22 protein-coding genes and 1 pseudogene are annotated in these 24,417 nt (G+C 71.2%); 4 read left to right on the forward strand and 19 right to left on the reverse strand.

The window, feature by feature from the left end; translation table 11 throughout:
* Positions 1–69 precede the first annotated feature (69 nt).
* Positions 70–699: a bifunctional pyr operon transcriptional regulator/uracil phosphoribosyltransferase PyrR gene (gene pyrR, locus MMA15_RS01645; RefSeq protein WP_277399987.1), complete on the reverse strand. Its 630-nt coding sequence runs from the start codon at positions 697–699 to the stop codon at positions 70–72.
* Positions 700–948: 249 nt separating this feature from the next.
* On the opposite strand from pyrR, the gene bldD reads away from it, so the two are divergent.
* Positions 949–1,449: a transcriptional regulator BldD gene (bldD, locus tag MMA15_RS01650; protein ID WP_028431622.1), complete on the forward strand. Its 501-nt coding sequence runs from the start codon at positions 949–951 to the stop codon at positions 1,447–1,449.
* A 415-nt stretch (positions 1,450–1,864) separates the two neighbouring features.
* On the opposite strand, the gene nusB is transcribed toward bldD, so the two are convergent.
* From nusB to rpsD, 14 genes are all read right to left on the reverse strand, one after another.
* On the reverse strand, positions 1,865–2,290 hold the full coding sequence (nusB, locus tag MMA15_RS01655; protein WP_241057151.1) for a transcription antitermination factor NusB: 426 nt from the start codon (positions 2,288–2,290) through the stop codon (positions 1,865–1,867).
* 2 nt (positions 2,291–2,292) lie between these two features.
* Positions 2,293–2,859 carry an elongation factor P gene (efp, locus tag MMA15_RS01660; protein ID WP_241057152.1) on the reverse strand — a complete coding sequence of 189 codons (567 nt, stop codon included), beginning with the start codon at positions 2,857–2,859 and terminating at the stop codon, positions 2,293–2,295.
* Between the two features lie 72 nt (positions 2,860–2,931).
* A complete protein-coding gene (locus MMA15_RS01665; protein ID WP_241057153.1) occupies positions 2,932–4,059 on the reverse strand; it encodes an aminopeptidase P family protein in 1,128 nt (375 codons plus the stop codon).
* Positions 4,060–4,221: 162 nt separating this feature from the next.
* Positions 4,222–5,304, reverse strand: a complete 1,083-nt coding sequence (locus tag MMA15_RS01670) for an AAA family ATPase (protein WP_241057154.1) — start codon at positions 5,302–5,304, stop codon at positions 4,222–4,224.
* Positions 5,305–5,709: 405 nt separating this feature from the next.
* Positions 5,710–6,816, reverse strand: a complete 1,107-nt coding sequence (gene aroB, locus MMA15_RS01675; RefSeq protein ID WP_241057155.1) for a 3-dehydroquinate synthase — start codon at positions 6,814–6,816, stop codon at positions 5,710–5,712.
* The gene (locus MMA15_RS01680) at positions 6,813–7,328 is read right to left on the reverse strand and encodes a shikimate kinase (protein WP_241057156.1); all 516 of its coding nucleotides are present in this window, start codon (positions 7,326–7,328) and stop codon (positions 6,813–6,815) included. The genes aroB and MMA15_RS01680 overlap by 4 nt, the downstream gene beginning before the upstream one ends.
* Positions 7,325–8,509 carry a chorismate synthase gene (gene aroC / locus MMA15_RS01685; protein ID WP_241057157.1) on the reverse strand — a complete coding sequence of 395 codons (1,185 nt, stop codon included), beginning with the start codon at positions 8,507–8,509 and terminating at the stop codon, positions 7,325–7,327. The genes MMA15_RS01680 and aroC overlap by 4 nt, the downstream gene beginning before the upstream one ends.
* 256 nt (positions 8,510–8,765) lie before the next feature.
* On the reverse strand, positions 8,766–9,635 hold the full coding sequence (locus MMA15_RS01690; protein ID WP_241057158.1) for a shikimate dehydrogenase: 870 nt from the start codon (positions 9,633–9,635) through the stop codon (positions 8,766–8,768).
* Positions 9,635–11,146, reverse strand: coding sequence for an endolytic transglycosylase MltG (gene mltG / locus MMA15_RS01695; protein ID WP_308290490.1), 1,512 nt, complete (start codon positions 11,144–11,146; stop codon positions 9,635–9,637). The genes MMA15_RS01690 and mltG overlap by 1 nt, the downstream gene beginning before the upstream one ends.
* Positions 11,147–11,436: 290 nt before the next feature.
* A complete protein-coding gene (ruvX, locus tag MMA15_RS01700) occupies positions 11,437–11,901 on the reverse strand; it encodes a Holliday junction resolvase RuvX (RefSeq protein ID WP_241057160.1) in 465 nt (154 codons plus the stop codon).
* The gene (gene alaS, locus MMA15_RS01705) at positions 11,901–14,573 is read right to left on the reverse strand and encodes an alanine--tRNA ligase (protein ID WP_241057161.1); all 2,673 of its coding nucleotides are present in this window, start codon (positions 14,571–14,573) and stop codon (positions 11,901–11,903) included. The genes ruvX and alaS overlap by 1 nt, the downstream gene beginning before the upstream one ends.
* Positions 14,573–14,938: a DUF6167 family protein gene (locus MMA15_RS01710; RefSeq protein WP_241057162.1), complete on the reverse strand. Its 366-nt coding sequence runs from the start codon at positions 14,936–14,938 to the stop codon at positions 14,573–14,575. Before MMA15_RS01710 ends, alaS begins: the two co-directional genes overlap by 1 nt.
* A 7-nt stretch (positions 14,939–14,945) precedes the next feature.
* Complete coding sequence (locus MMA15_RS01715) at positions 14,946–15,392, reverse strand: DUF948 domain-containing protein (protein ID WP_241057163.1); 447 nt, start codon at positions 15,390–15,392, stop codon at positions 14,946–14,948.
* 599 nt (positions 15,393–15,991) lie between these two features.
* Complete coding sequence (gene rpsD / locus MMA15_RS01720) at positions 15,992–16,603, reverse strand: 30S ribosomal protein S4 (RefSeq protein WP_443732543.1); 612 nt, start codon at positions 16,601–16,603, stop codon at positions 15,992–15,994.
* 185 nt (positions 16,604–16,788) lie between these two features.
* Between rpsD and MMA15_RS01725 the strand changes: the two genes are divergently transcribed.
* Entirely contained in the window at positions 16,789–17,508 is a 720-nt protein-coding gene (locus MMA15_RS01725) for a DUF2470 domain-containing protein (protein ID WP_372498310.1), read from the forward strand.
* Positions 17,509–17,584: 76 nt separating this feature from the next.
* On the opposite strand, the gene MMA15_RS01730 is transcribed toward MMA15_RS01725, so the two are convergent.
* From MMA15_RS01730 to MMA15_RS01745, 4 genes and pseudogenes are all read right to left on the reverse strand, one after another.
* Complete coding sequence (locus MMA15_RS01730) at positions 17,585–19,021, reverse strand: replication-associated recombination protein A (protein WP_241057166.1); 1,437 nt, start codon at positions 19,019–19,021, stop codon at positions 17,585–17,587.
* Positions 19,022–19,126: 105 nt separating this feature from the next.
* Positions 19,127–19,762 carry a vitamin K epoxide reductase family protein gene (locus tag MMA15_RS01735; protein WP_241057167.1) on the reverse strand — a complete coding sequence of 212 codons (636 nt, stop codon included), beginning with the start codon at positions 19,760–19,762 and terminating at the stop codon, positions 19,127–19,129.
* Between the two features lie 69 nt (positions 19,763–19,831).
* Positions 19,832–21,094: a histidine--tRNA ligase gene (hisS, locus tag MMA15_RS01740; protein ID WP_241057168.1), complete on the reverse strand. Its 1,263-nt coding sequence runs from the start codon at positions 21,092–21,094 to the stop codon at positions 19,832–19,834.
* Positions 21,095–21,105: 11 nt separating this feature from the next.
* Positions 21,106–21,876, reverse strand: a pseudogene (locus MMA15_RS01745) (MBL fold metallo-hydrolase).
* Between the two features lie 227 nt (positions 21,877–22,103).
* On the opposite strand from MMA15_RS01745, the gene MMA15_RS01750 reads away from it, so the two are divergent.
* Both MMA15_RS01750 and MMA15_RS01755 read left to right on the forward strand, forming a co-directional pair.
* Positions 22,104–22,955 carry a peptidylprolyl isomerase gene (locus MMA15_RS01750; protein ID WP_241057169.1) on the forward strand — a complete coding sequence of 284 codons (852 nt, stop codon included), beginning with the start codon at positions 22,104–22,106 and terminating at the stop codon, positions 22,953–22,955.
* Positions 22,956–23,114: 159 nt separating this feature from the next.
* On the forward strand, positions 23,115–24,347 hold the full coding sequence (locus MMA15_RS01755) for a DUF349 domain-containing protein (protein WP_241057170.1): 1,233 nt from the start codon (positions 23,115–23,117) through the stop codon (positions 24,345–24,347).
* Positions 24,348–24,417: the final 70 nt, after the last annotated feature.

Raw genomic sequence — 24,417 nt, forward strand, 5'->3', positions numbered from 1 at the left:
GCGGGGCGCCTGGTCGTGCGGCCGTTCGGGCGTGCGGGAAACCGGGCGATCCGGATTCCCTCGTACGGGCTAGCGCTCGTGCTGAGCGGCCTGCTCCCCGCCGGTGTGCTGCCGGTCGTCCGGGGAGACGGCGCCGAGCAGCACCCCGTCGCGCCCGTCCTCCTCGGTGAGCTGGACCCTGACCTGCTCGCGCAGGGAGGTGGGGAGGTTCTTGCCGACGTAGTCGGCGCGGATGGGCAGTTCGCGATGTCCGCGGTCGACGAGCACGGCGAGCTGCACGGCACGGGGCCGCCCGATGTCGCCGAGGGCGTCGAGGGCGGCGCGGATGGTGCGCCCGGAGAAGAGGACGTCGTCGACGAGCACGACCAGGCGCCCGTCGACCCCGTCGGCGGGGATGTCGGTGTGCGCCAGCGTGCGGGCGGGGCCGAGCCTGAGGTCGTCGCGGTACATCGTGATGTCGAGCGACCCGTGCGGGACGGGCCTGCCGGTGATGTCCGCGAGCTTGGCCGCCAGGCGGCGGGCCAGGAAGACGCCGCGGGTGGGGATGCCGAGAAGCACCACGTCGTCGGCGCCCTTGGCGCGTTCGACGACTTCGTGTGCGATGCGGGTGAGGACGCGGGCGATGTCCGGCGCCTCGAGTACGGGCCGGCCGGTGACCGCGCCCCTGCTGCCGTCTTCGGCAGGCATGCCTGTGTCCATACGAAAAGGACCTCCTTCCCCGCCTCACGGGACGGGCCTTAAAGGACGTCTGAACTGTCAGCGCAACGGTACCAGGGGGCCGAAGCGCGCCATCATGCGGCCGGATCTACTCGGAGAAGCGTTCGGACGCAAGCCGGAAGTTCAAATTCCGCTCTACCTCGCAAAGCTGATCCCCGTTCGGCTTGACGCCAGACATTACGCTGCGTAACCTCACAGTGAGTTACCACTTTCTCGTCCGCGGGGAGCGATATGTCCAGCGAATACGCCAAGCAGCTCGGAGCGAAGCTCCGTGCCATCCGCACCCAGCAGGGCCTCTCCCTCCACGGTGTCGAGGAGAAGTCCCAAGGCCGCTGGAAGGCGGTCGTGGTCGGTTCGTACGAGCGCGGGGACCGCGCCGTCACCGTTCAGCGCCTCGCTGAGCTGGCCGACTTCTACGGCGTTCCGGTGCAGGAGCTGCTGCCGGGCACCACGCCCGGCGGTGCCGCCGAGCCGCCGCCGAAGCTCGTGCTCGACCTGGAGCGTCTGGCCCATGTGCCGGCGGAGAAGGCGGGCCCCCTCCAGCGCTACGCGGCCACCATCCAGTCTCAGCGCGGCGACTACAACGGCAAGGTCCTCTCCATCCGTCAGGACGACCTGCGCACTCTCGCCGTCATCTACGACCAGTCCCCCTCGGTGCTGACGGAGCAGCTCATCAGCTGGGGCGTCCTCGACGCGGACGCCCGCCGTGCCGTCGCGCACGAGGACGCATGACCTACTGAGGTCCGCTCCAGCCGCACAGACCGCCGCCGGTGGTGTGCCCCTTTCCTGGGCACACCACCGGCGGCGGTTTCGTTCATGTCCGCGATCCCCGTGCGTCCGCACCTCTCGCGCTGCCGAAGTGACCGAGGGGAACCGGGTAGCCCGGCGAGGACCGTGAGCATTCAGCGACGCACAGTCACCAAATGCCTTGCCGCAGGCGCCCGTTCACACGATCGGGCGAACGCCCCCGTATGGATTCGTACAGCGGGTAGGGCGAAGGAATTCCGCGAAGACCTACGGCCCGGCGGCCCTTCCCCTGCCGGGCCCGTGCAGTGGGCCCGCGCAAGGTCGCTTTTCAGCTTTCGGCTTCGGTCTCCGGCCTTCCGTTCCGGCCTTCCGTTCCGACCTTCGGCTTCGGCCTCGGATTTCAGCGGCGAAGCGTCGGCTTCAGGTCCTTCAGCCTGCCGAGCAGTCCGTTGATGAACGGCGGCGACTCGTCCGTGGAGAACTCCCGCGCGATGTCCAGCGCCTCGTCGATGACCACTGCTTCGGGCACCTCCTCCGACCAGATCAGCTCGTAGGCCGCCAGCCGCAGGATGCAGCGGTCCACCACCGGCATGCGGTCCAGCGTCCAGCCGACCGAGTACGTGGAGATCAACTCGTCGATGCGCTCGGCGTTCTCGGAGTAGCCCTCGATGAGCTGCATCGTGTACTCGCTGACGGGCGGCTGCCGCTCGTCAGTCCCGGCGTGCCGGATCCAGTCCCGCATGACGGCCGTGGGCGTACTGTCCCGCTGGTCCGCCTCGAAGATGATCTGGAAGGCGCGTTTCCGGGCCTTGTTACGGGCTGCCACGGTTAGCCGTTCACCCGGCCGAGGTACTCGCCGGAACGCGTGTCGACCTTGATCTTCTCGCCGGTGGTGATGAAGAGCGGGACGCCGACCTCGTAACCCGTCTCCAGGCGGGCGGGCTTGGAGCCGCCGGTGGAGCGGTCGCCCTGAACACCGGGCTCGGTGTGCTCGATCGTCAGCTCGACCGCGGCGGGAAGCTCCACGAAGAGCGCCTCGCCCTGGTACATCGCGACCGTCGCCTCGAAGCCCTCCAGCAGATAGTTGGCCGTCTCGCCGACGATCTCCGGCGTGATGTGGATCTGGTCGTAGGTCTCCATGTCCATGAAGACGAAGTACTCGCCGTCCTTGTACGAGAACTGCATCCCGCGTCGGTCCACGGTGGCCGTATCGACCTTGGTGCCCGCGTTGAACGTCTTGTCGACGATCTTGCCGGACATGACGTTCTTCAGCTTCGTACGGACAAAGGCGGGGCCCTTGCCGGGCTTGACGTGCTGGAACTCGACGACGGACCAGAGCTGGCCGCCGTCGAGCTTGAGCACCATGCCGTTCTTGAGGTCGTTCGTGGATGCCACGGTTGCGGAATCTCCTGAGACTGCTGCTGCGGAGACCAGAGGGCCGCTCCGGCTCCGTCGCCCCGTCAGGAGCTAGAGAGCGAGCAGCTCTTTGGTCGTGATGGTGAGTAGCTCGGGTCCGCCGTCCGCCGCGGGGCGGACGACGAGAGTGTCATCGATCCGGACACCGCCCTGGCCCGGAAGGTGGACCCCGGGCTCGATGGTGACCGGCACACAAGCGTCCAGTTTACCCATGGCCCCAGGTGACAGCCGAGGGTCCTCACCGATTTCCAGTCCCACCCCGTGGCCCGTCGAGGAGCCCAGCGCCTCGGCATGTCCGGCGCCTCTGAGCACCTGCCGGGTGGCGCGGTCGACGTCGCTACAGGCCATGCCGGGTGTAAGGGCCTCCCGCCCGGCCCGCTGCGCGGCGAAGACCAGGTCGTACAGCTCCACCTGCCAGTCCTCGGGTGCCGTCCCGATCACGAAGGTACGGCCGATCTGGCAGCGGTAGCCGTGGTATTGGGCGCCCAGGCGCACGGAGAGGAAGTCGCCCTCCTCCACTCTCCGGTCGGTGGGGCGGTGCTGGGCGAGACCGGAGTTGCGGCCGGTGGCGACGCAGGTGGGGAAGGCGGAGCCCTCCGCGCCGTGGTCGATGAGCCTGCGTTCCAGCTCCAGCGCGAGATGCCGCTCGGTGCGGCCCACGAGGATCGACTCAAGCAGCTCGCCGAGCGCCTGGTCGGTGATCTCGGCCGCGGTCCTCAGAGCGGAGATCTCCTCCTCGTCCTTGATGACCCGCTGTGCCTCGACGGGAGCCGAGATGTCCGTCAGCCGCAAGGCCGAGGCGACGGAGGCCATGCCGCGATAGCGGGCCACCGTCACGTGGTGCTCCTCGACGGCGAGCAGCCGGGCGCCCGCGGTGGCGGCCAGATCGGCGGCGGCGACGGCGGTGTCGCCCTCCGGGTTGGAGAGCCGCCCGGTGCGCAGATCGTCGTCGCGAGCCGAGTCGTAGTGGTGCGGGCTGTCGGCGGAAGCCGGTCCGAGCAGTGTGTCGATGCCGCCGGGGCCCAGCAGCAGGGCGGCGCCGCACGCCGGACGGCCGGTCAGATAGCGGATGTTGGCGGGCCGCGTGACCAGTACGGCGTCGGGAGGAGCGTCCGTGGCCGCAGCCGCGGCGCAGCGCTCACGGAGCAGGGCGCGGCGAGCCACATGCACTTCGGACATGTCCCCGAGCCTACGGAGGGGCGAGGGCGGCGGCAGTCCGTGCGGGTCCGTGCGGGCTACAACCAGACTCGTGCCGTCGGGCCCCTACGGGGGTGTGCTCGCGTAGACGGTCGGCGGCTGCCGGACGCGCGCCTCCGCCGGAACGGCCGGGCTAGGCCTGGCTCACCAGCGCGGCGGGCTGGCGAGGCTGCGGGCCACCACGTCGTCGAGCATCCGTGCGGTGGTGGCCACATCCTGCCGTGAGTTGTCGATGATGGGCAGCCCGGAGCCGTACCAGCCCGCCATACGGCCGTGGATCTGGGCGACTTCCTCGTCGCTGAGGCGGCGGTTGCCGCTGCGGGCCGCGTTGCGTTCCAGCACGATCTCCAGTCCCGGCAGCAGCACCACGGGGATCATGCCGGGTCCGACGTGGCGCTTCCAGCCGCCGAGCCCGACGACGGGGCGGTCCGGGAAGACGGCGTCGTCGAGGATGCATGAGATGCCGTTGGCGAGGAAGTTGCGCGCGGCGAAGCCGCAGGTGCGGCGCGCCAGCCGGTACTGCGCCTCGGAGTGGTCGTTCCAGCCGCTCTGCGGGTCGGCGAAGCCGGAGCGCACCCACTCGCGTACGTCGTCGAGGCTGATGTGCGAGGTGGGCACGGCCCGTCGGTCGGCCCAGTAGCGGGCGACCGTGGTCTTCCCCGCTCCGGCCGGGCCGATCAGCAGCACGGCCACGGCGGCGCGGGTCGCGTCGAGCTGTGCCGGATCGGCGTCGGGCGTGGGGATCTCGACGGGGGCGCCTCGGGAGAGCTGGAGGTGCCCGGTGGATTCGGTGGGGTGGATGTCGCCGTCGCCGGTGTATCCCTGTGCAGGGCCGGAGTTGGGGCCGCCGGGATTGGGGCCCGGTCCGGTGCCGGGCGCCTGCGGGGGTGCCGTGGGTACGGGCGGCGGCGCCGACGGGTGCCGGGCCGGAGGCGCGGGCGGCTGTGCCGGTACGGGCGGCGGCGCGGGAGCCGGGGGCTGCGCACGCGGGCCGTTCGGCGGCGGGCCCCCGTGCTGCGGCTGCTGCGCGGGGACGCCCGGCCAGGCGGGCTGCGGCGACTGGTGCTGAGGCTGGTGCTGGGGCTGTTGGTGCTGCTGCGGCGGTTGTGGCTGCGCCTGGTGCTGCTGGTGCTGGTGTGACGGAGGCTGCGGTTGGGGCGGTTGGCCCGGTTGGCCCGGGGCCTGCGGGGCCTGCGGGGCCTGCGGGGCCTGCGGGGCCTGCGGCATCCGGCCTTGATGGCCGTGGTGCGGGGAACGCGTGCCGCCCTGCCCCTGGTCCGGTACGGAGCCTTGCCGGGAGCCTTGAGAAGGGACGGGCTGTTGCGCCCCGTACTGCTGCATCCGCTCCCCAACTCCGCTCGCGTCTGCCGACGCTGCCCCCGCAGCGCCATGATTGTGTGACAGTACCGGAAGGTACAGCCCTGGTCGTTCCTGTTGAACGGCGGAGACCGGCCGCGAGTGCCCGACGGCCCCGCCCCGTCTGCCCGTTCGCCTTCGCCCCGCTCGCCCCCTCCATGCGTCCCGGGGGTTCCCGTACGTACTCACACAGCGTCCGTACGTACTCACACAGAGCCCCGCCGGCCGCACGACGCCTGTCCGCATGCCGCACCGCGCGGCGCGCAACATCCGTCGCTACGCGGCGATCTCCGCATGGGCCGCCAGCAGCATCGCGGGGTCCGGCCCCTCCAGCACGGACGGCTTCGCCAGGCCGTCGAGGACGATGAAGCGCAGCAGATCGCCACGGGACTTCTTGTCGACGCGCATCGTCTCCAGCAGCTTCGGCCACTGATCGCCGCGGTAGGTGACCGGCAGGCCCACCGACTCCAGTACGGCTCGGTGCCGTTCGGCGGTGGCGTCGTCCAACCGGCCCGCGATACGGCCCAGTTCGGCAGCGAAGACCATGCCCACGGAGACGGCGGCGCCGTGCCGCCACTCGTAGCGCTCGTTCTTCTCGATCGCGTGGGCGAGCGTGTGCCCGTAGTTGAGGATCTCGCGCAGTCCGGACTCCTTCAGGTCCGCGGAGACGACCTCCGCCTTGACCTTGATGGAGCGTTCGATCAGCTCGGCGGTGTGCGGGCCGCCGGGGCCGCGGGCACCCTCCGGGTCGGCCTCGATCAGGTCCAGGATGACGGGGTCGGCGATGAAGCCCGCCTTGATGATCTCGGCGAGGCCGCCGACGTAGTCGTGCACGCCGAGGGACTCCAGCGCCGCCAGGTCGCACAGCACCCCGGCGGGCGGATGGAAGGCGCCCACCAGATTCTTGCCCTCGGCCGTGTTGATGCCGGTCTTGCCGCCGACGGCGGCGTCCACCATGCCCAGCACGGTCGTCGGCACGGCGATCCAGCGCACTCCGCGCAGCCAGGTCGCCGCCACGAAGCCGGCCACGTCCGTAGTCGCTCCACCGCCGACGCCCACGACGACATCGCTGCGCGTGAAGCCGCTCTGGCCGAGCGCCTTCCAGCAGTACGCCGCCACCTCCGCGGTCTTGGACTCCTCGGCGTTCGGGAGCTGTACGGCGATGGTCTCGTAGCCCTGCGCGGCCAGGTCCTCGCGGAGCACCTCGCCCGTCTCCGTCAGCGCCTCGGGGTGCAGCACGGCGACGCGCTTGGCGGACGGGCCGATCAACTCCGGCAGTTCGCCGAGGAGTCGGTGCCCGACGATCACGTCGTAGGGCTGCGTCCCGTCGGCGGCGTCGGGGCGGCCCACGGTGATACGGGTGGGCTGCGGCTGGCTGGTCATTTCTGCTTCAGCTCCAGGACGTCGAGGATCTCGCCGGCGACCTCGTCGGGCGTACGGTCGTCGGTGCTGACGACCGCCCTGGCCACCTCGGTGTAGAGGGGGCGGCGTGCGTCCATCAGCTCCCGCCACTGCTTGCGCGGGTTCATCATCAGAAGCGGCCTGGGAGCGTCGAGCCCCACCCGCTTCACGGCCTCCGCGACGTCCATATCGAGGAAGATCACGGGTGCGCCGGCCAGCAGCCGGCGGGTCTCGGGTGCGAGCACGGCTCCGCCGCCGAGGGCCAGCACGCCCTCGTGCTCGGCGAGCGCCGTGCGTACGGCCTCACGCTCCAGGTCACGGAAGTGCGGCTCGCCGTCGTCGAGGAAGATCTCCGAGATGGGCTTGCCCGCGGACTCGACGATGTCCTGGTCGGTGTCGCGGCAAGCGGTGCCCAGCCGCCGGGCGAGGATCTCGCCGACGGTCGTCTTGCCCGAGCCCATCGGGCCTACGAGGACTACTACCGGCCCGCTCACTTGATCTCCAGGCCGTCGAGGAAGCCCCTGACGTTGCGCCGGGTCTCGGTGACGCTGTCGCCGCCGAACTTCTCCGCCACCGCGTCCGCCAGTACGAGCGCGACCATCGCCTCGGCCACGATCCCGGCGGCCGGCACGGCGCACACATCCGAGCGCTGATGATGTGCGCGGGTCTCCTCCCCGGTGTGCACATCGACGGTGGCCAGGGCGCGCGGCACGGTCGCGATCGGCTTCATCGCGGCCCGTACGCGCAGGAGTTCACCGGTGGACAGGCCGCCCTCGGTGCCGCCGGAGCGCCCCGAGCTGCGGCGGATGCCCTCGTCCGTGGGCACGATCTCGTCGTGTGCCTTGGAGCCGGGAACCCTGGCCAGGTCGAAGCCGTCGCCCAGTTCCACCCCCTTGATGGCCTGGATGCCCATGAGGGCCCCGGCCAGGCGGGCGTCCAGGCGCCGGTCCCAGTGGACGTGCGAGCCGAGCCCGACCGGTACGCCGTGCGCGGCCACCTCCACCACGCCGCCGAGGGTGTCGCCGTCCTGGTGCGCCTGGTCGATCTCCGCGACCATCGCCTTGCTCGCGTCGGCGTCGAGGCAGCGCACCGGGTCGGCGTCCAGCCGCTCCACGTCTCCGGGCTCGGGGACGGTGCCGTAGGGGGCCTTGGCCGCGCCGAGTTCGACCACGTGGGAGACGATCTCGATTCCGGCGGTCTCCTTCAGATACGAGCGGGCGACCGTGCCGAGCGCCACCCGTGCCGCCGTCTCCCGCGCCGAGGCCCTCTCCAGTACGGGGCGTGCCTCGTCGAAGCCGTACTTCTGCATGCCCGCGAGATCGGCGTGACCGGGGCGGGGCCGGGTGAGGGGCGCGTTCCGCGCCAGGCCCGCCAGCACCTCCGGGTCGACCGGGTCGGCGGCCATCACCTGCTCCCACTTGGGCCACTCCGTGTTGCCCACCATGATCGCCACGGGGGAACCGAGGGTCAGCCCGTGCCGTACGCCCCCGATGAAGGTGACCTCGTCGCGCTCGAACTTCATCCGCGCCCCGCGCCCGTAACCGAGGCGGCGCCGCGCCAGGGCGTCGGCCACCATGTCCGTGGTGACCGGGACGCCGGCGGGCAGCCCCTCCAGCGTCGCCACCAGTGCGGGGCCGTGCGACTCCCCCGCGGTCAGCCAGCGCAACCTGCTCAACGGTGCTCCTCGATCTCGCGCCTCGGCGCCTGTGCGGTCCGTCCTCCGGGACCTGACGGTCTGCCCCCGATCTTCCCACGTGCGCGGGCAGGGGTACGCCGAGGTCCACCGACCGGACGGGCACCGTCTCCGGCCGGGCGCTGCTCCCGGTAGCGAGCTGTTCCCGGCAGGGCGCTGTCCCCGGTCGGACGCTGTTCCCGGTCGGACGCTGTCCCCGGTCGGGCCGGGCAGGAGCCGTCCCGGGGGCGGCGGCCGGTCAGCCCGTGCGCGCGTGCAGCGCCGCCTCGCCCGCGGCGCGCATCTCGGCGAGCGGCGCGGGCGCGTGCCCCGTCATCAACTCGACCTGGAGCACCGCCTGGTGTACGAGCAGGTCAAGGCCCGAGACGACGGCTCCGCCGCGTTCCGCCCAGGCCGATGCGAGCCGCGTCGGCCAGGGGTCGTAGAGGACGTCGAAGAGCGTGCCGGGCCGTTCCGGTACGCGGGCCGCGAGCGCGTCGGTGCTGCCCGCCGGGGTCGTCGCGATCACGAGCGGCGCCGAAAGCGCGTCCGCGGCGTCGTCCCAGGCGGTGGTCCGCACCTCCGCTCCCAGGCGCTCGCCCCAGCCGCGCATCTCGCGTGCCCGCTCCGTGCCCCGTACGTACGCGGTGACGGGGCCGTCGCAGATCTGGGCGAGCGCGGCCAGCGCGGAGGACGCGGTGGCGCCGGCGCCGAGGACGGCTGCGTGCTCGACGCGGGCGATGCCGCGTTCCCGCAGCGCGGCCACCATGCCGGGAATGTCGGTGTTGTCGCCGATGCGTCTTCTGCCCCTGAAGACAACGGTGTTGGCGGCCTCCACGGACTCGGCCGTGGCGCTGATCTCGTCGAGCAGCGGGATCACGGCACGCTTGAGCGGCATCGTCAGGGAGAGGCCGGCCCACTGCTCGTCGATGCCGCCGAGGAAGGAAGCCAGACCCGCCTCGTCCACCTCGTAACGCTCGTATGTCCAGTCGTGCAGGCCCAGTTGCTCGTACGCGGCACGGTGCAGCACGGGCGAGAGCGAGTGGGCCACGGGTGAGCCGAGGACGGCGGCTCGCCGTACGGCCGGGGACGCGGCGGGCGCCGGCCGTACGGGGTCGTGCGGGTGCATCAGCCGCCGTTCTCCTTGTTCTTGCGCTGTTCCTTGTTGAAGTCCTGGACGTTGCGGTCGTGTTCGGCCTTGCTGGCGGTGAAGCGCGTGTCGCCGGGCTTGACCGTGACGAAGTAGAGCCAGTTGCCCTTGGTGGGCTTCAGCGCCGCCTCGATGGCCTGGTGCCCGGGGTTGTCGATGGGGGCGGGCGGCAGCCCGGGGTTGAGATAGGTGTTGTACGGCGACTTGAACTTGGTGTCCTCGACCGAAGTGTCCAGCGACGAACGGCCCTTGGCGTAGTTGATGGTCGAGTCGAAGCCCAGCCGCATGTCCTTGTCCAGGCGGTTGTAGATGACCCGGGAGACCTTGCCGAACTCGTCGTCCTGCTGTGCCTCGGCCTGGATGAGGGAGGCGATGGTGAGGATCTCCTCGGGCGTCTTGCCCACCTTCCTCGCCTGGCCCGCCAGATCGACCTTGGTGTGCTCGGCCTTGGCGCGCCCGACCATGTCCCGCAGCACGTCCTCGGGGGCGCTGCCCTCGCCGACGCTGTAGCGCGAGGGGAAGAGGAAGCCCTCCGGGTTGCCCTTCGCGAAGCGTGGCAGGCCCAGTTGGGAGGGGCGTGCCTTCTTGGCGACCTTCTCCGTGGTGCCCTTCGGCTCGCCGAGCTTCTCGTCGACGAGCGCGTAGATCGCCTTCGCGCGCAGACCCTCGGAGATGATCAGCCCGTTCTGGCTTGCCGGGTCGAGCATCAGCTTCACCGCGGCGGCACCGGACATCTTCTTGCGCATGCTGTATGTGCCGGGCTGGATGCCGCTGGACTTCTTCTCCGCCTGGGACGCCTCGACGAACGCCCGCGCGCTCTTGACCACGCCGGCCTTCTGCAACTCGTCGCCCATGTCGGCGATCGAGGCGCCGTCCGGGATCTTCACCTGCACCTGGCCGGAGCCCTTGCCCGAATAGTCGGGCGCCGGTGCGAAGTAGGTCTGGTAGAAGCCGTATCCGTAGTAGGCGGCGGTGCCGAGCCCTCCCATGAGAACCACCGAGACGGCCAGGCAGGCGCAGCCGCGGCGGCGTTTGCCGTCGCCGTCGCGGTTGCGGCGGCCGGAGCGCTTGGGGTGGTCGTCGTCGTAGCCTTCATCATCGTCGTCGCTGTCGGCGAAGAACGCGTGCTCGCCCTGGTCGGGTCCCGGGTCCCAGCCGGTCTCCGGGTCGGCCTCGGGCCGCCCTGGGCCGCCGCCCGGACCGCCGGGGTGCGGCGGCAGATAGCCGTCGGGCCCGGCCTGGCCGCCCGGCTGCGCGTACTGCCCCGGGTACCCCTGGGCCTGCTGCTGGTGCTGCTGCGGATAGCCCTGCTGCGCGGCGTAATAGCCGGGCTGCTGGCCGGTGTTGTACGGATCCACGGCGGGCATGCCGCGCGGATCGGTGGCGCCCACGCCCTGCCCCGTGTCATACGGGCCGCCGCCTTCGTAGCCGCCCTGTCCGTAGTGACCCTGCTGCGGCTGCTGCCCGTAGTAGCCCTGCTGATGGGGCACTTGGTGCTGTCCCGTGCTGTACGGATCGGCGTACTGGCCGGCTTGGGGACCGCCGTCGCCCGGGTGAGCGGCGTCTCTTCCACCGTCCCACCCCTGGTCCCCGAAGAGAGGGTCATCGGGATGCCACGATGGGAGGCTCTGCCCCCGGCCATAGTCAGTCATCGATCCCCTAGATCCGCCGGACGGCAGCGCTCTGCCGTACACATACAGGCAGGACACCCACGGCACACTCGGGAGTGCCGCCCCCGTCCGGCGGTTGCGCGTGTCGCGGGAACGTTACCGTATCGCGATCAGACAACCACTTCGACGCATTCCCCCGGAGGGCTGCCTGACATCCGTTCAGTCTCCAGGGCGTTCTGAAGAATGACCACCGCAGCGGCCTGATCGATGCGGGCGCGGCCCTTCTTGGAATTCACGCCGGAGGCGCGCATGTCCTGTGCAGCCGTGACTGTACTCATACGTTCGTCGACGAGCCGAACCGGGACCGGTGTGATCTTCCTCGCCAGCTCCTCGGCGAACGAACGGACCTTGGCCGCCGCAGGTCCCTCTCCGCCGCTGAGGGAGCGCGGCAGGCTTACCACGACCTCGATCGGCTCGTACTCGGCGACGAGCGCCGCCAACCGCCGCCGCGCAGCGGGCAGATCACGCCCCGGCACCGTCTCCACCGGGGTGGCCAGCAGCCCGTCGGGGTCGCTGCTCGCGACCCCGATACGGGCGTCGCCGACGTCGACCGCGAGGCGGCGGCCACGGCGCATCAGGCGCTGCCGCTCTCTGCCACGAGCCGCTCGACGGTGGCGATGGCCTCGTCGACGGCGTCCGGGTTCTGGCCGCCGCCCTGGGCGAGGTCGGGCTTGCCGCCGCCGCCTCCGCCGAGGGCCTTGGCGGCACCGCGTACGAGGTCGCCGGCCTTCAAACCCCGTTCACGCGCGGCGTCGTTGGTGGCGATGACCGTCAGCGGACGGCCGCCCGTGACGGTGAAGAGCGCGACGACGGCGGGCCGTGAACCGGGGATGCGCTGGCGGACGTCCAGTACGAGGGTGCGCAGGTCCTCAGCGGCCGTGCCGTCCGGCACCCGGGCGGCGGCCAGGGCGACGCCCCGTACGTCGGTGGCGCCCTCGGCGATTCCGGCGGCGGCCTGGAGCACCTTCTCCGCGCGGAAGCGCTCGATCTCCTTCTCGGCGTCCTTCAGCCGGGTCACCATCGAGGAGATGCGCTCGGGCAGTTCCTCGGGACGCCCCTTGACGAGGTCGGTGAGCTGGGAGACGACCGTGTGCTCACGGGCGAGGAACTTGTAGGCGTCGACGCCGACCAGGGCCTCGACCCGGCGTACGCCGGAACCGATGGACGACTCCCCCAGCAGCTTTACGAGGCCGAGCTGGGCGGTGTTGTGCACATGGGTGCCGCCGCACAGCTCCTTGGAGAAGTCGCCGATGGTCACGACACGTACGCGCTCGCCGTACTTCTCGCCGAACTCGGCCAGCGCGCCCTGCTTCTTGGCGTCGTCGATGCCCATGTACTCGGCGGAGACGTCGAGTTCACGGGCCAGCACCTCGTTGATCTTCTGCTCGACGTCCGTGAGCACGGTGCCGGGCACGGCCGAGGGCGAGCCGAAGTCGAAGCGGAAGCGTCCCGGCGAGTTCTCCGAACCGGCCTGTGCGGCCGTCGGGCCCAGGGCGTCCCGCAGCGCCTGGTGCGTGAGGTGGGTGGCGCTGTGGGCGCGGGCGATGGAGCGGCGCCTGTCCACGTCGATCTGGGCGTGCGCGGGGGCTCCGACGGTCACCTCGCCGACCTGGACCACGCCCTTGTGCACGGAGACGCCGGCGACCGGCTGCTGTACGTCCCGTACCTCGACCACGGCGCCGCTCTCCAGCCGGATGCGGCCGGTGTCGGCGAGCTGGCCGCCGCCCTCGGCGTAGAACGGGGTGCGGTCGAGGACGACTTCGACCTCGTCGCCCTCGTGGGCCGCGGGTGAGGAGAGCCCGTCGACGAGCAGGCCGACGATGGTGGCCTCGCCCGTCGTGTGCTTGTAGCCCGTGAAGTCGGTGGCTCCGCTGCCGTCGGCGATCTCGCGGTAGGCGGAGAGGTCGGCGTGGCCCTGCTTCTTCGCCCTGGCGTCGGCCTTGGCGCGGTCGCGCTGCTCCTGCATCAGGCGCCGGAAGGCCGACTCGTCGACGGACAGGCCCTGTTCGGCGGCCATCTCCAGCGTGAGGTCGATGGGGAAGCCCCATGTGTCGTGCAGCAGGAAGGCCTTCTCGCCGGACAGCACGGTGCCTCCGGCGGCCTGTGTCTCGGTGACGGCCGAGTCCAGGATGTTCGTGCCGGAGCGCAGCGTCTTGAGGAAGGCGGCCTCCTCGGCGAGCGCGACCGTCTCGATGCGCTTGCGGTCGGTCTCCAGCTCCGGGTACTGCGGGGCCATGGCCTTGATGACGGCGTCCGTCAGCTCGGCGACCGTGGGGCCGGTGGCGCCGAGGATGCGCATGTTGCGGATGGCGCGGCGCATGATGCGGCGCAGCACATAGCCGCGGCCCTCGTTGCCGGGGGTGACGCCGTCGCCGATGAGCATCACGGCCGTACGGATGTGGTCGGCGACCACGCGCAGCGACACGTCGGTGCGCTCGGCGTCGCCGTAGCGCACGCCGGTCAGCTCGGTGGCCTTGTCGAGCACCATGCGCGAGGTGTCGATCTCGTACATGTTGCGTACGCCCTGGAGCACCATCGCCAGACGCTCGAAGCCGAGGCCGGTGTCGATGTTCTGGCTGGGCAGGTCGCCGATGATCGGGTAGTCCTTGCCCTCGCCGGGACCCCGCTCGTACTGCATGAACACCAGGTTCCACAGCTCTACGTAGCGCTCGTCGTTGACGGCGGGTCCGCCTTCGGGGCCGAACTCGGGGCCGCGGTCGTAACTGACCTCCGAGCAGGGGCCGCAGGGCCCGGGGACTCCCATGTCCCAGTAGTTCTCCGCCTTGCCCAGGCGCTGGATCCGCTCGGCGGGGACGCCGACGACGTCGCGCCAGATGCGCTCCGCCTCGTCGTCCTCCTCGTAGACGGTGATCCACAGCCGCTCCGGGTCGAGCCCGTAACCGCCCTTGTCCTGCGGAGTGGTGAGCAGCTCCCAGGCGTAGACGGCGGCGCCCTCCTTGAAGTAGTCGCCGAAGGAGAAGTTGCCGCACATCTGGAAGAAGGTGCCGTGCCGCGTGGTCTTGCCGACCTCTTCGATGTCCGGTGTGCGTACGCACTTCTGCACGCTGGTGGCACGGTCGTACGGGGGCTTGACCTCGCCGAGGAAGTACGGCTTGAAGGGGACCATGCCCGCCGGGACGAGCATCAGCGTCGGGTCGTCCGCGATCAGCGACGCCGACGGCACGACGGTGTGCCCCCGCTCCTCGAAGAAGCGCAGCCAGCGGCGGCGGATTTCAGCCGACTCCATCAGTGGTCCTCGTTTCGGTCGTGTGGTCGTTCGGTGCCCTGCCGGTGGTGTGCGGGGCCCAGTTGCGGTCTGGGGGCCTGGCCGGGAAGCCCGGGGGCCTCCACATGTCCGAGGGGTGGCCCGGGAGGCGGCCCGGGTGGTGCGTCGAGCCCGAGGGCGCTGTTCAACTCGCTTTCGCGCTGGGCCATTCCGGCCCGTACGTCCAGCGCGAAGTCCTTCAGGCGGTGGCCGCCCTCGACGGCCTTGCCCGCGGCACGGACGGCGAGGGCGTCGGGCGCGAGGGAGCGCAGCTTGCGCTGCACCTTGGTCGTGGCCCACACACCGGCTGCCGCTCCCGTGGTGAACCAGAAGGCACGGCGGAACATCTGCGGATCAGCCCTTTCCCCGCTCGCGCCCGCGTCCGCCGCGCCGCGCACCGGGCAGGGTGCGCCGTACGACGACGGGCGGCGGCGTGCCCCGGGCGGGAGCGGCGCCTCGCTTGCGGCCGAGCGCCCGGCGTACGCCGTAGCCGAAGGCCGCGACCTTCACCAGCGGGCCCCCGAAGGTGGTGGAGACGGTCGATGAGAGGGCGGAGGCGTTGGAGGCGACCTCCTGTACGTCCGTGGCGATCGCGTCCACGCGGTCGAGCTGCGTCTGGGCGGAGCGCACGGTCGCCGACGCCTCACCGAGCAGCGGCACCGCCCGTTCCGTCACGCCCGTCACCAGCTTGGTGGCCGCCTTGAGCGTCTGTGCGAGCCTCACCAGCACAACGGCGAGGAACGAGACCAGAATCGCCCAGAACACGGCCACGAGGAGACCGGCCACCTCTCCACCGGACACGCTGCACCGCTTCCCTCGGGTCGTTCGGGGTCTGCCGCCGCTCCGGGCTGCGCTCGCTCTCGGACCGCGTGCGGTACGGGACCGGTCACCGGGCAGCGGCGGCTCTGACCCCCGAGCCTATCGCGACCGCGTGCCCGGTTCGCACCGCATAAACGGCGGCACCGGAGCACCGGGAGGGGAGTGCGCTCCGCCGGTGGTGGGCGGACGCGCGGCAGGCCGTCTTCGGCGGGAACAGGCCCGCGTTCCGCCTGGGCCGGGCCGTGTTCGCCTGCCATGCGCCCGCGGCGGTCTATCGGGCGGGAGCGGGGCGACGGCCCGCGTACGGGCCCAAGTCCCCCAGGGGACGGACGGGTTGGCGGCGGCTTGGCGGGGCCGCCTCTCAACGTGCCGTGGTACGGGGTGAGTTGAACGCCGGAGGCGCGCCAGGGCAGGGCGTTGGCCCGGGCCGGGGGACGCGGCAGCCCGCCGTACCGGGCACCCGGACCCATGGCCGGGCACCGCATGAAGGCAGGCGGGCTGTGCCGTCGTACGTTCGCAGGGTCACGCGAGGGCGCTCGCGTGAACGGGCTCGCGGGGCACGCGCATGCGCGCCCGCGGGCTCAGCGTGCGTAGTACTCGATGACCATCTGCTCGTCGCAGACCACAGGGATCTCCTTGCGGTTCGGCGCGCGGTCGAGACGGAAGGCGAGGGCCTCCAGATTGACCTCCAGATAGCGCGGGGTCTCGCCGTCGGGGGCGTAGCCGCCCTCGCGTGCGACGAGGAAGGGGTGCTTGGTGCGGCTGCGCTCGCGGACCTGCACCACGTCGTCCGGCTTCAGGCGGTACGAAGGCTTGTCGACCTTGCGGTCGTTGACCGCGATGTGGCCGTGCACGACCATCTGGCGCGCCTGGTAGATCGTGCGGGCCAGACCGGAGCGCAGCACCAGGGCGTCGAGACGGCGCTCCAGCTCGATAACGAGCGCGTCGCTGGTCTTGCCGTCGCTCTTGCGGGCGCGGTCGTAGGCGCGGACCATCTGGCGCTCGCTGATGTCGTACTGGGCGCGCAGCCGCTGCTTCTCCAGCAGCCGGACCTTGTAGTCGCTGTTCTGCTTCCGGCCACGGCCGTGCTCGCCCGGCGGGTAGGGCCGGTGCTCGAAGTACTTCACGGCCTTCGGGGTCAGCGCGATGCCGAGGGCACGCGACTTCTTGACCTTGGGACGCGACTGGTTCACTGAACGGACCTCCATGTAAGTTAGGTGAGGCTTACCTTAGCGGAGGAGGACGTATGTTTCGACCTGGGATTCCCCGCTCCGGCAGCGGTACCGGGCGGGGACAGCCGCGTCCCGTGGAAGACGTCCGGGCACCCACTGCCGCGGAACGTGTACGAACCCTCGTGGAATCCAGCGTATCGGCCGTGCTGGACATTCCGGAGGCCCGCCCGTCCGAACCCGCACCTCCCGGTCACGGCACCCCCGAGGCACGTGCCGTGACCGGCGACGGAGACGTGATCCTCCTGGTCCCGGCCGCCTCTCCGGCCGCCCAACTCGCCGTCCGCGCAAGCGGCGACGAGGTCTCCGCGGTGATGGAGATCACCGACGTGGCGCCGGTGGCGGTCCCGCACCGGGTACGGGGGCGGGCGTGGGTCGCGGGCTGGCTGACGTCCGTCGGCCCGGAGGAACGGCCCGCTCTGGCGCGGCTGATCGCCGAGCGGAACCCCGCCGGTCCCGCGCCCGACACCGCATGGCTGCTGCTGCGGCTGGAGGTCGGCGAGGCGTACGTGGACGATCTGTGGGGCGCGGAGCCGGTCGAGCCCGACGACTTCGCGGCGGCCTCGCCCGACCCGCTCGCCGCCCACGAGGCCGAACTGCTCCAGCACTTGGCCGCCTCGCACGACGACGAGATGCGCACGCTGTGCGGCCTGCTGGGCGAGCCCGGACCGGCGTGCGCGGCGGCGGGCGCGGACGCGGTGCCGCTCTCCGTCGACCGGTACGGGATGCGGGTGCGCTTCTGCGGAATCCAGGGGCGGCCGGCGGGGGCGTGCTTCGACGCCCGCTTCGAATTCCCCGATCCCGTCGAGGACGTGGTGCAGCTACGGCGGGCGATGCGGCTGCTCTTCGAGGCGGCGGCGGAGCAGTAGGGGCCCGACGGGCCGGGCGGGCTTACGCGGGGGCCCACGGGGGCTCGCTCGCCTCGCTCCCCCGTGCCGCGGGCCCCTACTCCCCCTGCTTACGCGGGTGTCGGGACTCCGGGGACTCGCCGGTCTCCGGGGTCTCCCCCGGCTCCCGGGACTTCTGCGGCGGCCCGCCGCCGCGCAGCCGCTCACGGACGCGCTCCGCCACGTCCGCGTACCGGGCCTCGGCGCCGTAGCGCGTCGGCTCGTAGTAGCGCTTGCCGTGGATCGCGTCCGGGGCGTACTGCTGGGCGGCGATCCCTCCCGGAAGGTCGTGCGGGTACTGGTAGCCCTTGCCGTGCCCGAGCTTCGCGGAGCCCTGATAGTGGCTGTCCCGTAGATGCGGCGGCACGGGGCCCGCGAGCCCCTTGCGTACGTCGGCAAGGGCCGCGTCGATCGCCACGCAGGCGGCGTTCGACTTCGGGGCCAGGGCGAGGGCGACGACCGCATGGCCCAGGGTGATGCGGGCCTCGGGGAAACCGATCATGGCGACCGCCTGCGCCGCGGCCACCGCAGTGTGAAGGGCCGTCGGATCGGCCAGGCCGATGTCCTCGCTCGCGGAGATCATCAGCCGCCGGGCGATGAAACGGGGGTCCTCCCCCGCCTCGACCATGCGCGCCAGATAGTGCAGCGCCGCGTCGACGTCGGAACCGCGGATGGACTTGATCAGCGCGCTGGCCACGTCGTAGTGCTGGTCGCCGTCGCGGTCGTACGTCACCGCCGCACGGTCGACCGCCTCCTCCAGCGTGGCCAGCGTGACCGAGGAGTCGCCCTTGGCGAGCGCCGCGCCGGCCCCGGCCTCCAGCGCGGTCAGGGCGCGACGGGCGTCGCCGCCCGCGATGCGCAGCAGATGGTCCTCGGCCTCCGGCGGCAGCGTCACCGAGCCGCCGAGGCCGCGCTCCTCCTCCACCGCACGGCGCACCAGGGAGCGCACGTCGTCGTCGGTGAGCGCCTCCAGGGTCAGCAGCAGCGAGCGGGAGAGCAGCGGTGAGATCACCGAGAAATACGGATTCTCCGTCGTCGCGGCGATCAGCGTGACCCAGCGGTTCTCCACGGCGGGCAGCAGGGAGTCCTGCTGGGCCTTGCTGAAGCGGTGGATCTCGTCGAGGAAGAGGACGGTGTCCTTGCTGTACGCGCCGGAGGAGCGCCGCGCGCTCTCGATGACGGCCCGTACCTCCTTGACGCCCGCGGTGATCGCCGACAGCTCCACGAAGCGCTTGTCCGTGGCCTGGCTGACGACATACGCGAGGGTCGTCTTGCCGGTCCCCGGCGGACCCCACAGCAGCACCGAGGAAGGCCCGGCCGGACCGCCTCCGGCCTCGCCGACGAGCCTGCGCAGCGGCGAGCCCGGGCGCAGCAGATGCTGCTGGCCCACGACATCGTCGAGGGTGCGCGGGCGCATCCGGACGGCAAGGGGGCTGGCGGAGGGGTCCTGTGCCTGACGTTCCTCTGCGGCCGCGGTGAACAGGTCGGGTTCCACGCCAGGAACCCTAAATCAAGGGTCCGACAACGCCGCCGGGACGGCCATGCGGGCCCGGAGTGCGGGCCCGGTGCGCAATCGCGGCGGGCCCGTCCGGCTGCCGGTTCAGCCCGTCCAGAACTCCCACCAGCGCATCAGCACCAGCAAGCCGATGACGCCGATGTGCAGGACCGGCAGCACCCATGGGAACTCGTCGAAGAAGCCGCGCACCGGTGCGGGCGAGGGCAGAAAGCCGTGCCGTACGTTGTGCGCCGTCACGTACCAGAACATGACGATGGTGGCGACCCACGCCAGGCTGCACCACAGGCACAGCGCGCCGATGTCGTACAGCGACTGGTACATCAGCCACATGCAGAAGCCGACGCCGAAGAGCGTGCCCGCGTTGAACGTCAGCCAGTACCAGCGCGGGAAGCGGGCCCCGGCCAGCAGGCTCATGCCGACGCAGATGACGACGGCGTACGCCACGAGGCCGATCAGCGGGTTGGGCACGCCGAAGGCCTCGGCCTGCTCGCTCTTCATGATGTTGCCGCAGGAGATGACCGGATTGAGGCTGCAAGCCGGTGTGAACTTGGGGTTCTCCGCCAGCTCGATCTTGTCGAGTGTGATCACCCAGGCGGCCAGCAGCCCGGAGGCCGCCGTGACAAGCAGCATCCAGGCGAAGGCACGTCCGGCGCCGACGACGCTCGTCGAAGGCTCGTCCGTGCCGGTGCGAGCGTCGTCGAGGGGTGCCGTCATGGTCATAAGCCCTTGATCCCGTCGTCGGTCCTGTCCGCCCCGTGCGCTGCTCATTGTGCACCAAGGCCCTTGGCGTCAGCGGAGTTTCGCACTCACCTCGGCCACCACCCCGTCGAGCGGCACCGCGGTCTGCTCGCCGCTTTCCAGGTCCTTGAGCTGTGCCACTCCCTGCGCCAGATCCCGCTCTCCGGCCAGCAGCGCGAAACGTGCGCCGGAACGGTCGGCGGATTTCATGGCGTTCTTCATGCCCTTGCCGCCGTAGGCGAAGTCGGCCGCGACGCCGTTGCGCCGCAGCTCGGTCACCACACGGAAGAGTGACCGGCGCGCTTCCTCTCCGATGGGTACGGCGAACACGTCCGTGGCGGAGGGCAGTTCGAGTCCGACTCCCTCCGCGCGCAGCGCCAGCACCGTACGGTCGACGCCCAGCGCCCAGCCCACGGACGGCAGCGCGGGGCCGCCGATCATCTCCGAAAGGCCGTCGTACCGGCCGCCGCCGCCGACCGCGGACTGCGAGCCGAGCCCGTCGTGGACGAACTCGAAGGTGGTGCGCGTGTAGTAGTCCAGGCCGCGCACCAGCCGTGGATCGTCCTCGTAGGAGACTCCGGCGCCCGTCAGCAGCTCGCGCACCTGCTCGTGGTACGACTTGCAGGCCTCGCAGAGGTGGTCGCGCATCATCGGGGCGTCCACGATCTGCCGCCGCACGCTCTCGCGCTTGTCGTCCAGCACGCGCAGCGGGTTGATCTCGACGCGGCGGCGGGTGTCCTCGTCGAGGTCGAGCCTGCGCAGGAACTCCTGGAGCGCCGCGCGGTAGACGGGCCGGCACTCCTTGTCGCCGAGGGAGTTGAGCAGTACGCGGAAGTCGCGCAGCCCGAGCGAGCGGTACGCGTCGTGCGCCAGGATCACCAACTCGGCGTCCAGGGACGGGTCTTCGGCACCGATCGCCTCGGCGCCGACCTGGGAGAAGTGACGGTAGCGGCCCTTCTGGGGGCGCTCGTAGCGGTAATAGGAGCCCGAATACCACAGCTTCACCGGGAGGTTGCCGCTCTTGTGGAGGTTCGCCTCCAGCGCGGCACGCAGCACGGAGGCGGTGCCCTCGGGGCGCAGCGCGAGTTCGTCGCCGCCCTTCGTCGTGAGGGTGTACATCTCCTTGGTGACGATGTCGGTGGACTCCCCGACACCGCGGGCGAAGAGTTCGACCTGCTCGAAGCCGGGCGTCTCGGTGTAGCCGTATCCGGCGCGGCGCAGCGGCGCGGAGAGGGCCTCACGCACCGCGAGGTAGTCCGCGGACTCCGGCGGGATGAGGTCGTAGGTGCCCTTGGGGGCCTTGAAGGTGGTCACGGAAGGTCTCGTCACATTCCTCGTCGCGGGGCGGCGCTCGTACCGCCGCCGCCGGGCCCGGCCGCCACCTGCCGCATGAAGGGGTTGGCGGCGCGCTCCTGGCCGATGGTCGTCTGGGGGCCGTGTCCCGAGAGCACCACGGTCTCGTCTTCTGGCCGATGGTCGTCTGGGGGCCGTGTCCCGAGAGCACCACGGTCTCGTCCTTCAGCGGCAGGCATACGCGCGCCAGCGACTGAAGGATCTCCTCGTGGTCACCGCCGGGAAGGTCGGTACGTCCGATGGAGCCGGCGAAGAGCAGGTCGCCCGAGAAGAACACCGGTGGCACATCGGCCTGTTCGGGCATCCTGAACGTCACCGACCCCTTGGTATGGCCAGGGGCGTGGGTGACGGTCAGCTCCAGGCCCGCGAGGCCGAGGGTGGCGCCGTCGGTCAGCTCCTCGACGTCGTCCGGCTCGCCCACGGTCAGCTCGCCCATCAGCGGCTGCCCGATGGTGCGGCCCAGCGCCTTCTCCGGGTCGCTCATCATGTAGCGGTCCTCGGGGTGGATCCAGGCGGGCACGCCGTGGGCGCCGCACACGGGGACGACCGAGGCGACATGGTCGATGTGGCCGTGCGTGAGCATCACGGCGACCGGCTTCAGCCGGTGCTTGGCGACGGCCTCGGCGACGCCTTCGGCGGCCTGGTGGCCAGGGTCGATGATCACGCACTCCTCGCGCGGCGGCGGGGGCGACCAGATAGCAGTTGGTCCCCCAGGCCCCGGCGGGGAACCCGGCAACGAGCACGATCGTCCTTCATTCGTCCGGAAGTCGGTCACGGCGGCCGGGACGCCTCGCCCCCTGGCCGCAGGCCCTCGGCGATCCGCGCGACCCGCCCCCGCCGATCAGGCTGGTCACAGCCTACCGGCGCCGGTCCGGACGCCGCGAACCCGTATAGGTTACGGGCGGACTCTGGTACGTACGCACGCATCCGCACGCACGGCACGGCCCGAAGGACCGAAGGAGAAGCCCCCGTGGTCAGCAGCGAACAGCGCAGAAGGCAGCTCGCCCGCGAGAAGTACCTGAGGCAGCAGGAGCGGCGTGCGGAACGGCGGCGCAAGGCACGGCTGCGCAACATCGGGCTCGCGGTCGCGGCGGTGCTGGTGATCGGGGCGGGCGGCGCCTACATCGCCTCCGGAGGGCTCGAAGGCGACGAGAAGGACTCCCGTGACAAGGCGGCGAACGCGGCGGACAAGGCCAGGCCCACGCCCGGCAGGACCGGCCCCGACCCCTGCGACAAGCCGGCCGCGGGCAAGCCCAACGGCAAGAAGTGGAAGAAGGAGCCGGCCCTGGACGTCGACGAGTCGGCGACGTACTCGATGAAGCTGGAGACGACGTGCGGCGACATCGCCGTCGACATGGACCCCTCCAAGACCCCGCACACGGTCAACTCGTTCCGCTTCCTCGCCGGTGAGAAGTTCTTCGACCACACCGAGTGCCACCGGCTCGTGGACGCCGGGATACACGTCCTTCAGTGCGGCGACCCGCAGGCCACCGGTAAGGGCGGGCCCGGCTACACGCTCCCCGACGAGAACCTGAAGGACCCGCGCATCAAGGGCGGCACGTACCCGGCGGGCACCGTCGCGATGGCGAACAGATACGACGCGAGGACGAAGGAGGGCCGGGACACCGGCGGCAGCCAGTTCTTCCTGGTGTTCGAGGACAGCGAGCTTCCGCCGGACTTCACCCCCTTCGGGAAGATCACCGAGGGAATGGACGTACTGAAGAAGATCGCCGACGCGGGTTCGAGGCTGGAGCAGCGGACACGCAACACCGCGCCCAACGCGACGGTGGTGATCGACCGGGCGTCCGTACGCAAATCCTGACCGGACGACTGTGTACTCACAGTGCTTCCCGCATGCACAATTTCGCTTCACCTGCATGCGGACAGCGCGGGCGCCGTTCGCCTATGTTGGCAGGGACGAGATCTGTGAACGATGCCGGGGGGCCCGCACCCAGCCTGGGCATCTTGTGGAGGAGGCGCTGTGAGCAGCGACCCGTCGTGGGGCCGCGTCGATGAGGCGGGGACCGTTTACGTGCGTACAGCCGACGGCGAGAAGGTCGTCGGATCGTGGCAGGCAGGCTCCCCGGAGGAAGCGCTCGCCTACTTCACGCGCAAGTACGAGGGCCTGGTCGTGGAGATCAGCCTCCTGGAGCGGCGTGTGAAGACCACCGACCTGTCCACCAAGGACGCCACGACCGCGATCGAGCATCTGCGGGAGCAGGTCGACGCCCACCATGCCGTAGGCGACCTGGACGCGCTCGGCAGGAGGCTCGACGCCCTCACGGAGGCGGTGGAGAAGCGCCGCGAGGAGCGCAAGGCGGAGAAGGCACAGCAGAACGAGCGTGCCCGCCGCTCCAAGGAGGAACTGGTCGCCGAGGCCGAGGAGTTGGCGCAGAGCGAGCAGTGGCGCTCGGCGGGTGAGCGGCTGCGCGCCCTGGTGGAGAACTGGAAGCGCTTGCCCCGGCTGGACCGCAAGACCGACGACGAGCTGTGGCGCCGCTTCTCCCACGCCCGTTCGGCGTTCTCCAAGCGCCGCAAGGCCCACTTCGCTCAGCTCGACGCGCAGCGCGAAGAGGCCCGCCAGCGCAAGGAGAAGCTGGTGGCGGAGGCGCAGGCGCTCTCCGACTCCCGTGAGTGGGGCCCCACCGCCGCCAAGTACCGCGATCTGATGCAGGAGTGGAAGGCCGCGGGCCGCGCCCAGCGGGAGCACGAGGAGGACCTGTGGCAGCGGTTCCGCAGCGCGCAGGACGTCTTCTTCCAGGCGCGCAGCGAGGTCTTCGCCGAGCGGGACGTCGAGCAGCGGGAGAACCTGGCACGCAAGGAGGAGCTCGCCGCGGAGGCGGAGAAGCTGCTTCCCGTCACCGACCTCAAGTCGGCGCGCAGCGCGTTCCGCGGTCTCAACGAACGCTGGGACGCGGTGGGTCATGTGCCCCGTGACGCGCGGGCCCGCATCGAGGGCCGTATGCACGCGGTGGAGCGGGCGATCCAGGAGGCCGAGGAGGCCGAGTGGCGCCGCACGAACCCCGAGGCGCGGGCGCGGGCGGCGGGACTGACCGGGCAGTTGCAGGACGCGGTGGACAAGCTGCGCGGCCAGGCCGAGAAGGCCCGCGCTGCGGGGAACACCGCGAAGGCGGAGAAGCTGGAGAAGGAGCTGGCGGGGCGGCAGGAGCTGCTGGACCAGGCGATGAAGGGCCTGGAGGAGTTCGGAGGCTGACCGGCCGGCGTCAGGCGGTCCCGGTCCGTTCCGTCGGTCGGGTCGGTCTGTTTGGTTTCGGGTGCGCCGC

The sequence above is a fragment of the Streptomyces marispadix genome, assembly GCF_022524345.1.
In the GTDB taxonomy this organism is placed as follows: domain Bacteria; phylum Actinomycetota; class Actinomycetes; order Streptomycetales; family Streptomycetaceae; genus Streptomyces; species Streptomyces marispadix.

Coding starts and splice junctions, on each gene's coding strand:
- pyrR (WP_277399987.1), bottom strand. CDS start 699: ATGGACACAGGCATGCCTGCCGAAGACGGCAGCAGGGGCGCGGTCACC.
- bldD (WP_028431622.1), top strand. CDS start 949: ATGTCCAGCGAATACGCCAAGCAGCTCGGAGCGAAGCTCCGTGCCATC.
- MMA15_RS01665 (WP_241057153.1), bottom strand. CDS start 4,059: ATGTCCGAAGTGCATGTGGCTCGCCGCGCCCTGCTCCGTGAGCGCTGC.
- MMA15_RS01670 (WP_241057154.1), bottom strand. CDS start 5,304: ATGCCGCAGGCCCCGCAGGCCCCGCAGGCCCCGCAGGCCCCGCAGGCC.
- aroB (WP_241057155.1), bottom strand. CDS start 6,816: ATGACCAGCCAGCCGCAGCCCACCCGTATCACCGTGGGCCGCCCCGAC.
- MMA15_RS01690 (WP_241057158.1), bottom strand. CDS start 9,635: ATGCACCCGCACGACCCCGTACGGCCGGCGCCCGCCGCGTCCCCGGCC.
- ruvX (WP_241057160.1), bottom strand. CDS start 11,901: ATGCGCCGTGGCCGCCGCCTCGCGGTCGACGTCGGCGACGCCCGTATC.
- alaS (WP_241057161.1), bottom strand. CDS start 14,573: ATGGAGTCGGCTGAAATCCGCCGCCGCTGGCTGCGCTTCTTCGAGGAG.
- MMA15_RS01710 (WP_241057162.1), bottom strand. CDS start 14,938: ATGTTCCGCCGTGCCTTCTGGTTCACCACGGGAGCGGCAGCCGGTGTG.
- MMA15_RS01735 (WP_241057167.1), bottom strand. CDS start 19,762: ATGACCATGACGGCACCCCTCGACGACGCTCGCACCGGCACGGACGAG.